Consider the following 9,357-nt stretch of genomic DNA (forward strand, 5'->3'; position numbering starts at 1 on the left):
AGGGCTGTGACGCACGACGTCACCGCGGAGATAGCCCAAGACGGTACGTGCGCATGGATCCAGCGCGCCCCCCCGGGCGAGCCATGATCCTTTTCGCCGCCTCGTCCAACACTCCGACCATGGAGACACGTCCAACACCCCGACGACCGCGAGCACCCGCGACCTCGGCGCCGATAACGCGACGTCGGGTCGCGCTATCGCACATTGAACGCACGGCGTCGCCTACATGCTCACGGAAGACAGCAGAACGTCAGTGGTCGCCTCACGAGCGCGATAGGGGAGGTAGGCTATTCTTGTCGTAGGGCGGTATGTGCTCGCCCAAGTGAAAGACGCGCCGCGCGTCGGACGTTACCCCGGGGGGAACCAGCTCATGCGCTCGCTTTTTGAGCAGGTCGTCGAGTGCTGTGGCCTCGCACCCGCGTTCGCCAGAAAGATCATCCAGGAGGCCTGCGAGCGGAGCGATGTGTCACCGCCCGAAGCGATGACGCCAGCCGATCTCATCCGCACGCTCCCTCACATCCGCCAGGCCCTCGGCGTCTTCCTCGATCCTGGGGAGGTGGCGCTGAAGACGGCCGCGATGCGAGCCCTCGTCAAGGGCTCCTGGCCGTCGATGGCCGCGGTCGTCCCCCCTGGTTCGAACCAGGAGAGCCGGACCCCTCAGGACGAGCCGAAGGCCAAATCGAGCTCGTAGAGCTCGTAGTGCGAACGCCGCATTCCGAGCGCGACATACGTCGACTGCGCTCGCGCGTTCGCGGTCTCCACGTACAGGCGGATACCGCATACGTCCCCCGCGTCCGCCGCCATCTCGTGGACTCGCCGATACAGCGCCCGGAAGACCCCGCTGCGCCGCTGCGCGGGGGTCACATAGACGGACTGGATCCACCAGAAAGTGCCGTTTCTCCAGTCACTCCATTCGTAGGTGACCATCAGCTGCCCGGCCATCTCGGACGCGTGCTCGGCCACCAGATAGAACCCTTTGGCGGCATCCGCGATCAGCGCGGCGGCGCCGCGGAGGGTGGTGGCGGCCTCCAGCACCTTGCCCTCCGTCTCGAGCGCCATGGCCCGGTTGTTCGCCGCGATCAGCGCGGCGTCGGTGGGCGCCGCCCGGCGGATCACGAGCGCTGTCACGAGGCGACCTCCCGGCGGGCGTCGCAGGGACGTTCTCCGGCCGTACGGCCGGAGAGCGCGGAAGCGCGGCAACGGATCGACATGGCCGACCCCATACCGCGGGCAGCACGGCTGCTCAATGACCACGCGCACCACACGCACCACGCACACGACGCGCGGCGCCTCGATCCAGCGACGATCCAGCGACGAGCGCGCGGCCGGGCCGGTGACGACCGTCCGCGAAGGCGTCGCCGCGGCGCGTTATGTTTCGAGGAGCGATCCTCGACGAGCGCGCCCGGCGCTCGGCGCGTGGTCCATGGCTCCGCTGCGCCGGCTGCCTCTTGCGGCGGTTGGCGGAGGTTGTGCTCCTCGCCCGATCGCGCATACCCTCCGGGCGCCGAAGCCTCCCGGAGGGTGACCCTTGACACTGCTCGTCAGCGACTCGATTGCCCAGCGCGTCCAGCGGCTGGAGATCCCTTTCAACAGCTTCGGGGTCGATCCTTACGGCATCTCCCAGAAGCACCTGGGTCTCTTCTTCTCCCTCCTGGACTTCTTCTATCATCATTACTTCTCGGTGGGCGTGACGGGCCTGGAGAACGTCCCCGCGCGCGGGCGGGCGATGCTCGTCGGCAATCACTGCGGGGGAGTCGCCATCGACGGGGCGATGGTGGTCGCGTCGATGTTCTTCGCGATGGATCCTCCGCGTCTGGCCGAGGGGATGGCGGAGAAGTTCATCAATCGCCTCCCCTTCACCTCGCTCTGGTCGAGCCGCACAGGGCAGTTCACCGGCCTCCCCGAGCACGCGAGCCGCCTCCTCGAGGACGAGCGGCTGCTCATGGTGTTCCCCGAGGGGGCGCGCGGCACCGCCAAGCTCTACAGCGAGCGCAACTCGCTCGTGCACTTCGGATCGGGGTTCGTCCGGCTCGCGATGAAGACGAGGACGCCCGTCATCCCCTTCGGCTTCGTCGGCGGCGGCGAGGCGGTGCCGACCATCGCCAACTCGTACACGATCGGCCGGCTGTTCGGCGTGCCGTACATCCCGATCACCCCGTACCTCATCCCGGCGCCGCTGCCGGTCCAGCTGGAGATCACGTACGGCGAGCCGATGACGTTCGCCGGGACCGGCGCCGAAGAAGACGAGGTGATCCTTGGCCACGTCGAGCAGGTGAAGGCGAGGATCGCAGAGCTCATCGAAGCCGGGCGAAAGCGGCGCCGCGGGAAGCTTTCGGTGGACTTTCGCGGCGCCACGCCGCCCAGGCCCGCCTCATCGAAGGAGCACGCATGAGGGTCCTCATCCCAGGGATCACCGGCCAGCTGGGCCGCATGGTCGCGACGCGCCTCCTCGAGGAGGGGCACGAGGTGATCGGCATCGACCGGCGGCCGTGGCCGACCGCCCCGGCCGGCATCGAGATGCACAACGTGGATCTGCAGAAGCGCGCCGCGGAGGACGTGTTCCGCAAGACCCGGCCCCAGGCCGTCATCCACATGGCGACCGTGACGCACCTCGTGGAGCAGACGGAGGAGCGGTATCGGATCAACCTCGGCGGCACGCGCGTCGTCTTCGACAACAGCCGCGCCTGCGGGGTCGAACACGTGATCTTCGTCGGCCGACACACCTACTACGGCGCCGGCCCCGAGTCGCCGCTCTACCACACGGAGGAGGATCCTCCGATGGCGGTGTCCACCTTCCCCGAGCTCGCCGACCTCGTCGCGGCCGATCTCTACGCCTGCACGGCGCTCTGGCGCGCCCCCGAGCTCTGCACGACCGTTCTCCGCATGTGCTACACGCTCGGCCCGACAGGCCACGGCACGCTGGCGAGCTTCCTCCGCGGCCCCCGCGTCCCGTACGTGCTCGGGTTCGACCCGCTGTTCCAGTTCATGCACGAGCAGGACGTCGTGACCGCCATCTGCCTCGCCCTCGAGAAGCGCATCCGCGGCGTCTACAACGTCTCTGGTCCGCAGCCTGTGCCCCTGTCGCTCATCATCCGGGCGGCGGGCCGGGTGGCGGTGCCCCTCCCCGAGTTCGTGCTGCGCAACGCGTTCGGCCGCTTCGGCCTGCCGAAGCTCCCTCGCGCGGCGCTGACCCACATCAAGTACCCCGTCGTCGTGGACGGGGCCGCGTTCCGCGCCGCGACCGGGTTCAAGCACGCCATCGACGAAGCCCAGGCCATCCGCGAGTACCGCGACGCCCACCCGGTCCCAGCGAGCCGCCCCTGAGCCCGGGATAAGGTATCATGAGATAAGGAGGTCCCGATGTTGTCCGAGAAGGTCAAGCAGTTCGCGCCGGCCAGGCTCACCGCGGACATCGACGATCTGCCCGAGCCGGAGAGGAGAGCGCTCGGCAAGCTCATCGAGGCTTCGCGGCAGCTCGATCCCGTGTTCGATCGGCAGGCCTACGCCGGGAACCCGGAGCTCCGCGAGAAGCTCGTCGCGGACGGCACCCCGGAGGGGCGGGACAGGCTCGCCTACTTCGACATCATGCGCGGCCCTTGGGACAGGCAGGATCACCACCGCCCCTTCGCCATCGACAGGCCCCATCCTCCTGGCGCTGGCTTCTACCCGGAGGATCTCTCGGCCGACGAGCTCAACGCGTGGGTCGAGCAGCACCCGGGCGACAAGGAGGCCTTCAACAGCCTGTTCACGCTCATCCGCCGGGACCAGGGCCGGCTCGTCGCCGTGCCGTACAGCCAGGCCTACGCGGCGTGGCTCGGCCCCGCCGGCGCGCTCCTCGAGGAGGCCGCGGCGCTCACCGCGAGCGAGAGCCTAAGGCGGTTTCTGAGGTCCCGGGCCGCTGCGTTCCGCTCCGACGACTACTATGCATCCGACAAGGATTGGATGGACCTCGACAGCCGCGTCGAGGTGACCATCGGCCCTTACGAGACCTACGAGGACGAGCTCCTCGGCCTCAAGGCCTCGTTCGAGTCGTTCGTCACGGTGAGCGACCCCGACGCTTCCCGGAAGCTCTCGAAGTACAAGGAGCTCCTCCCGGAGATGGAGCGCAACCTGCCTGTCCCCGAGGACGTGAAGACGGCGCGCGGCGGGGAGAGCCCCATCCAGGTCGTCGACCTCGTGTTCAGCGCCGGCGACGCCCGCAAATCGGTCCAGACGATCGCGTTCAACCTGCCGAACGACGAGCGCGTCCGCGCCGAGAAGGGGGCCAAGAAGGTCCTGCTCCGCAACGTCATCGAGACGAAGTTCGAGCTGATCATGCGCCCTATCGCCGAGCGCATCCTCGACCCGGCGCAGCTCGATCACCTGTCCTCCGACGCGTTCTTCAACGAGACGCTCTTCCACGAGCTCTCGCACAGCCTCGGCCCTGCGTTCACGACCGTGAGCGGGGAGCGGGTCGAGGTGCGGATCGCGCTCGGCCCGACGTACTCCGCCCTGGAGGAGGCCAAGGCCGATGTGATGGGCGCTTACAACGTCCTCTTCATGATCCAGCGAGGCCACTTCGCGGCCGATTTCAGGGGAAAGCTCCTCATCTCCTATTTCGCAGGGCTCTTCAGGAGCACCCGATTCGGCGTGGCCGAGGCGCACGGCAAGGGGGCCGCGCTCCAGATCAACCGGTTCCTCGAGGAGCGCGCCGCCCGCTTCGACCCGGCGACACGGCGCTTCACCGTCGACGCCGAGGAGCTCGAGGCCGCCATCACCCGCCTCGTCCGCGATCTCTGCATGGTGCAGCACCGCGGCGACAGGCAGGCCGCCGGCGAGTTCCTCGCCAGATACGGAGAGGTCTCGGAGCCGATGCAGCACGCGCTCGGCGGCCTCGAGGGGATCCCGATCGACATCCGGCCGATCTACCCGCTCGCCGGCGAGTGAGCCGCCGGCGAGCGGCGCTCACGGCCCGATCTGCACGAGGAACGCGTCGCCGGCGCCCTGGCTCACGGCCGTGGCTGCGCCGCGATCGAGGACGCCGTCGAAGCGGCCGGTCACCCAGCCATCGCCGAGCAGATCGACGGCGACGGCGGCGCCGCGCTGCTCGCCCGAGTCGCCGAACGAGCGCAACCAGATCGGGTTGCTGGCAGGGTCGAGCTTCGCCACGAACACGTCTGCGGCGCCCGTGGCCGAGTGCGCCTCCGTTCCGACGTCCAGGTTCCCCAGGAAGGAGCCGGTGAGGAGGATGTTGCCCGCGAGATCGACCGCTACGGAGGCGCCCTCCTGGTCGGCGTCGTCGCCGAAGTCCTCGCACCACTGCAGGACGCCGTTGTCGTCCAGACGGATGAGGAAGACGTCCTTGTCTCCATTGCTCGTGAGCAGCGACTCGCCGAGGGAGATCGCTCTCCGGAACGAGCCGGTCACGAGGATGTTGCCCGCTCCATCGACGGCCACGCCGAGCGCCTCGGCCGCGTTGGTCGCGTCGGCCGCCTTGCTCCAGACGTGATCGCCCGAGGGGTCGAGCTTCGCGACGAACAGGTTGGTCTTGGCGTCGGTGGTGAGCGGCCTCTCGCCCCCGAAATCGACCTCCCCGCTGAACCAGCCGACGACGACGATGTCGCCGTCGCCGTCGACGGCGACGCCGGTACCGGCCTGATCTCCCTGGCCGCCGAACCGCTTGGCCCAGTCGACGTGGCCGGCGGCGTCGAGCTTGACCAGGAACGCATCGCTCCTGCCGTGGCTCTCCAGCGTGAACCGCTCGCCCCGGCGGCCCTCGCCGAAGTCGAGCGTGCCCGAGAACTCGCCGGTGATGAAGGCGTTCCCCGCCTGGTCCACGGCGATCGCCGCCGCGTGTTGCGTGGCGTCGTCGCCGAACCGCCGGCTGAACTGGTGCGCCCCGGTCGCGTCGAACCGCGCCACGACGACGTCGGCGCGGCGGCCGGCGCCCTCGAGCACGCCGCCGCCGAAATCGACGTCGCCGGCCGCGCTGCCCGCGAGCACCACGTCGCCCCCCGGCGCGAGCGCGACCGCCCGGGCGACGCTGTCCGCGAAGCGGCGGCCGAACCGGAACCGCCCCTCGCGCGTGGAGGCGTCGCGGGAGAACGAGACGAGGAAAGCGTCCGGCTCGCCGAGCGCGCCCAGCTCGTCCGACGGGCCCGCGCCGAGATCGGTGCTGCCCGACGCCGAGCCGACCACCACGACGGCGTCGGCGGAGGCGGCGATGCCCAGGCCCTGCTGAGCGCCGGCCCCGCCGAGCGCGACGCTGTGCACGGGGTCGCCCGTGCACGCTCGCCCGTCGCAGTTCTCGTCCTCGGGCGTGGCGCAGCTCTCGAACGCGGGCAGCACCTGGCCGACGCAGGCGCCGACGTCCGTCCCGTCGTCATTGCACGCGGCGACGCCGGCGACGCAGAGGCCGACGCCCTGCGTGCCCTGCGGCCCCGCGTAGCAGGCCGCCTCGGTGAGGGGAACGCAGATCTCCTGAACCTCGCCGCCACCGCCCGCCCCGCCGCCGCCGCCTCCCCCCGCGCCCACCGGCACGGGATCCGCCGCGACGTCGGGGAACGGCGCGATGAAGGCGCACGCGCCGAGGCCGGCGCAGGCGAGGGCGAGCGCGGCGACGACGCCCGCTCCGGGGCGAGGTGCGCCGCTCACAGCACTCCCCGCACGGCGACCCCGGCGCCGTGCGCGCCGACCCATGGCGAGAGCGCCGTCGGGCGGGGGGCGCGCGGCGCCGCGGGCGCAAGCCGCCGCCCGGCGGCGTCCGGAGGAGCCACGGGCGAGGAGGACGAGGGCCAGAAGAGGTAGGCGGCGAAGCCGCCCGCGATGACGGCGGCCCCGGTGAGCACCGTGCTCGTGACGGCGAGCGCTTGCCCGCGATCGTGCAGCGCCTGCCGCTCGCCCAGCGAGCCCGGGGCAGGGTTCTCGTTCTTCTTCAGGAAGCTGTGCCGCACGTCGTACGCCATGGCGCCCGTGACCACGGCGCCGGCGGCGAGCGCGGCCGCCGTCCCCACGACGACCACCGGCGAGATGCGCGGGCCGGGCGCGGGCGCGCTGGGCAGCGCCTGGCGCGCGGGCGCGCTCGACCGCAGGACCGCGAGCGAGCGCTTGCGGCCGAGCTCGGCCCGCAGCTCGACGACCGCGCCCGTCTCGGCCTGCACCGTCGCCTCGAACCGCGCCGCATAGTTCTCGGCCGCCACCACGACCCGCCGCGCCCCGGGGCTCACGAGGATGGCCGCGCCGACGAGCGCTGCGTGGATGGGCTCACCATCGATCTCGACGCGCACGCCGGTCGCGTCCTCGGGCAGCTGCAGGACGATCTGCGACGTCTTCACGCGAAGCTTCTCTAGTCGTGCCCGCGACTCCCTGGCGAGCGCGATCTCGTTCCGCGCGGTCGCGCCGGACGCAGCAAGCTCAAATGCGTTGAGCGCCTCGACGACGTGGCCGAGCGCCTCGTGACAGACGCCGAGGTGATACCAGAGAGGTGGGGACACGACGATCTTGCTGATGCGTTCGTACGTCTCCAGCGCCTCTGCCCACCGGCCGCCGTCCTCCGCGGCGAGGCCGAGCGCGAAGAGGTGCCGCGCGGACGCGAGCTCCGCGGCGCTCGGCTTGTGGGCCGCAGCGAGAGCCGCAGTGTCGCTCGCGACCGCGGCCGGCGGCGCGCGGCTGGCGTCCTCCGGGGAAGGCTCGGCGAACGCAGCCGGACCGACGCCGACCAGGGCGAAGAATACCACTCCGCCGATGGGGATCCGATGCTTCACCCACGCCTCCTTCCATCACCAAGCGATAGAGGCAGTCTAACCGTACTCACGCCGACCGATCCTCGACAACTGGAAAATTGTTTGAGATTAGCGTCCGATCCTGGAACGCTCTTGCACGACCCGCCTGGAACGCTCTCCCACTGTCGGTGAGAGCTTCAGCATGGTCGGACTCACGACGACACAGGAGTCGCAGGTACGAGCTGTGATAGCGCCCGTCGATCTTGTGCCAGGCCAGCTTCTCGGCCGCTATGAGCTGCTGATCGCCATCGCGCAGGGCGGAATGGGGACGGTGTGGGCGGCCCGAGAGCGCGGCGGGGCGGCGGGCGACAAGATCGTGGCAGTCAAGACGATGCTGCCGGCGCTCTCCAGCGATCCGCGCTGCAAGCGCATGTTCCTCACGGAGTCGCGCATCGCCTCCCGGATCAAGCACCCCAATGTGTGCGCGATCCTGGATCAAGGTGAGCAGAGCGGGGTGCTCTACTTCGTGATGGAGTGGATCGACGGCGACGCGCTCGTGGCGCTGCTCGGCGGCAGCACCCGCAAGCAGGGCAGCCCGCTCCCCCTGCCCGTCGCGGTGAGGATCGCGATCGAGGCGGCGCGTGGGCTGCATGCGGCCCACGAGCTACGGGACGACGGCGGCGCGCTGGTCGGGCTCGTTCACCGGGACGTCTCGCCGCACAACATCCTGATCACGCGGGACGGCTCGGTCAAAATCGCGGATTTCGGCGTGGCCAAGGCCATGGCGCAGGTGGACAACCCGACGACCAACACCGGGCACATGAAGGGCAAGATCCTCTTCATGGCGCCCGAGCAGGTCTATAGCGAGCAGCTGGACCGACGGTCCGACGTCTTCGCGCTCGGGATCGTGCTCTATCAGCTGACGACGGGCACGCACCCGTTCGCCGCCAGCCACGACCTCGCGACGATGGCGCGCATCGCGCGGCCCGAGCCGGTCGATCCGCCGGGCCCCCTCGTCCCCGGGTACCCCCCCGCGCTCGAGGCGGCGGTGATGCGCGCGCTCGCCAAGGATCCGGCCGAGCGCTTCGCGACGATGGCCGAGCTCGCGGACGCGCTCGAGGCAGTGGACGCCGCCCTCGGCAGCCGCCCTGGCGAGGTCACGGGGTACATCCGCAACGCGCTCGCCGCGCGCACCTCGCGTCGCACGGCGCTGATCAAGGACGCCCTGCGCGCCGCGGAGGGCCGGGCGCGGGGGCGCACCCCCTCGCGCCTGGACCCGCGCCGCCGCGCCCGGACGATCGCCACCGCGGCGGCGCTCGTCGCCTCGGGCGCGCTGCTCGGGGCGGCGACGCTCCTGTGGATCGGCCTCGGGGAGGGCCCCGGCGCGCCGCCCGTCGCGGTGCCCGCGGCGCCGGCCGTCACGGTGGAGCCGCGCCCGGGGGTCGCCACCGCCGAGCCGCGCGCCCCGGAGCCCGCGCGCGTGTCAGAACCGGCCCCGTCCACCGCGCCCGCGGCGCCGCCGTCCTCCACCCCCGCCGCGAGCGCGAGCCCGCCTCGCTCCCGATCGCCTGCCGAGACCGGGCGCGCCAAATTCCGCGAGCCCGGCTTCTAGCGCGCGCCGCAGGGCGCGCGCCGCGGCCCCGCCTCGCGCCGAGGA

8 protein-coding genes are annotated in these 9,357 nt (G+C 71.1%); 5 read left to right on the plus strand and 3 right to left on the minus strand.

What is annotated here, in order from left to right; translation table 11 throughout:
- Positions 1-370: 370 nt before the first annotated feature.
- Complete coding sequence (locus WMF12_RS33580) at positions 371-691, plus strand: hypothetical protein (RefSeq protein ID WP_437294315.1); 321 nt, start codon at positions 371-373, stop codon at positions 689-691.
- Here the strand turns inward: WMF12_RS33580 and WMF12_RS33585 are convergent.
- Entirely contained in the window at positions 658-1,128 is a 471-nt protein-coding gene (locus tag WMF12_RS33585; RefSeq protein ID WP_437851992.1) for a GNAT family N-acetyltransferase, read from the minus strand. The genes WMF12_RS33580 and WMF12_RS33585 overlap by 34 nt on opposite strands.
- A gap of 400 nt (positions 1,129-1,528) precedes the next feature.
- On the opposite strand from WMF12_RS33585, the gene WMF12_RS33590 reads away from it, so the two are divergent.
- The 3 genes from WMF12_RS33590 to WMF12_RS33600 are packed head-to-tail and all read left to right on the plus strand — an operon-like array spanning position 1,529 to position 4,926.
- Entirely contained in the window at positions 1,529-2,392 is an 864-nt protein-coding gene (locus tag WMF12_RS33590; protein ID WP_437851994.1) for a lysophospholipid acyltransferase family protein, read from the plus strand.
- The gene (locus WMF12_RS33595; protein WP_437740747.1) at positions 2,389-3,324 is read left to right on the plus strand and encodes an SDR family oxidoreductase; all 936 of its coding nucleotides are present in this window, start codon (positions 2,389-2,391) and stop codon (positions 3,322-3,324) included. Before WMF12_RS33590 ends, WMF12_RS33595 begins: the two co-directional genes overlap by 4 nt.
- A gap of 36 nt (positions 3,325-3,360) precedes the next feature.
- Complete coding sequence (locus WMF12_RS33600; RefSeq protein WP_437851996.1) at positions 3,361-4,926, plus strand: dipeptidyl-peptidase 3 family protein; 1,566 nt, start codon at positions 3,361-3,363, stop codon at positions 4,924-4,926.
- 18 nt (positions 4,927-4,944) lie between these two features.
- On the opposite strand, the gene WMF12_RS33605 is transcribed toward WMF12_RS33600, so the two are convergent.
- Positions 4,945-6,633 carry a hypothetical protein gene (locus tag WMF12_RS33605; RefSeq protein ID WP_437851998.1) on the minus strand — a complete coding sequence of 563 codons (1,689 nt, stop codon included), beginning with the start codon at positions 6,631-6,633 and terminating at the stop codon, positions 4,945-4,947.
- Entirely contained in the window at positions 6,630-7,742 is a 1,113-nt protein-coding gene (locus WMF12_RS33610) for a hypothetical protein (protein ID WP_437852000.1), read from the minus strand. Before WMF12_RS33610 ends, WMF12_RS33605 begins: the two co-directional genes overlap by 4 nt.
- A gap of 223 nt (positions 7,743-7,965) precedes the next feature.
- Between WMF12_RS33610 and WMF12_RS33615 the strand changes: the two genes are divergently transcribed.
- Positions 7,966-9,312 carry a serine/threonine-protein kinase gene (locus WMF12_RS33615; RefSeq protein ID WP_437852002.1) on the plus strand — a complete coding sequence of 449 codons (1,347 nt, stop codon included), beginning with the start codon at positions 7,966-7,968 and terminating at the stop codon, positions 9,310-9,312.
- Positions 9,313-9,357 lie beyond the last annotated feature (45 nt).

It is taken from the genome of Sorangium sp. So ce363, from assembly GCF_051520435.1.
In the GTDB taxonomy this organism is placed as follows: domain Bacteria; phylum Myxococcota_A; class Polyangia; order Polyangiales; family Polyangiaceae; genus Sorangium; species Sorangium cellulosum_B.